The sequence below is a fragment of the Stenotrophomonas sp. STEN018 genome (assembly GCF_056760235.1).
In genome coordinates, this window is record NZ_JBRREK010000138.1 from 1 (window position 1) to 1,147 (window position 1,147).

At 59.6% G+C, this 1,147-nt stretch carries 1 protein-coding gene; it reads left to right on the top strand.

Features of this window, described 5'->3' with window-relative positions:
* The first annotated feature begins 217 nt into the window (after positions 1-217).
* Entirely contained in the window at positions 218-1,132 is a 915-nt protein-coding gene (locus ACVOMB_RS21055; protein WP_481532936.1) for an IS110 family transposase, read from the top strand.
* Positions 1,133-1,147 lie beyond the last annotated feature (15 nt).

Sequence of the window (1,147 nt, forward strand, 5' to 3'; positions counted from 1 at the left end):
TCGGCACTTATCTCTTAGCGGTCTGTCACCTTAGGTGCCGAGAGCCCGGCGCGGGCGACCGTTCGGCACTAGGTCTTTTCGATCGCTTGGTAGCAAGGATCCCCGCGCCGGTTTCTCCCTGATCCGCCCGAACAGTTGGTCGAGTATGGCGCTCGCACTGATAAGACTGGGCAAGCGGGGGGAGCTCTCGGCCCTGTCAGCCTAGCGGAGTTGCGCCATGTTTGGGATCGGGATTGATGTAAGCGGTGAAACCCTGGATGTAGCAGTTCATGAACAGGCGTTTCGGCAGTTCAAGAACACCAAGAGCGGCTTCGCCAGCTTGATCCGATGGCTGCGAAAATTGCCGATCAAACAGGTGGTACTGGAAGCCAGTGGCGGCTATGAGCAGAAGGCGCTGGACGCACTGCACGACGCTGGACTACCGGTGGTGCGCATCAACCCTGGCCGGGGCCACAGCTTCGCCACGGCCACAGGCAGGCTTGCCAAAACTGACCGCATTGATGCCTCGGTCCTGGCGCATATGGCCAATGTGCTGAAGTTGACGCGCTATGTACCACCAGCACCGTGGCAGCGTCGTTTGGGCGAGCTTTGCCTGCGCCGTCGGCATCTGGTCCAGATGCGTGTGAGTGAACGACAACGTCTGCGTGGCTTCAACGATGCCACTCTGATTGCGATGGTCAACAAGCATCTGCAGGGGATCAGCAGCGATATAAAACAGCTGAATCAAACCATCAGCGAATTGCTGGGGGACCAAAAAGGCTGGAAAAACTTTGCCAATCTCAAGGGCGCAGGGCCGGTTCTGATGGCAACCCTTGCCTGTGAGCTGCCGGAGCTTGGCCAGCTCAGCGGCAAAGCGATCTCAGCACTGGTGGGCGTGGCCCCGATGAATCGGGAGAGCGGAACCTGGAAAGGCCGGCGAAGCATCACCGGAGGTCGCGCCGTCGTCCGAGAGGCGCTGTACATGGCCGCCCTGACCGCAAGACGTTACGAGCCAAGGCTGCGGGAGTTCTTCGACTCGCTGATCAGCCAAGGCAAGCCCGGCAAGGTGGCCTTGGTCGCGGTTATGAGAAAGATGCTGGTCATCCTCAATGCTCGTAAACGAGATGCGGAGGCCGCTATGGCCTCCGGCTGACAAGACAGTTGCTAC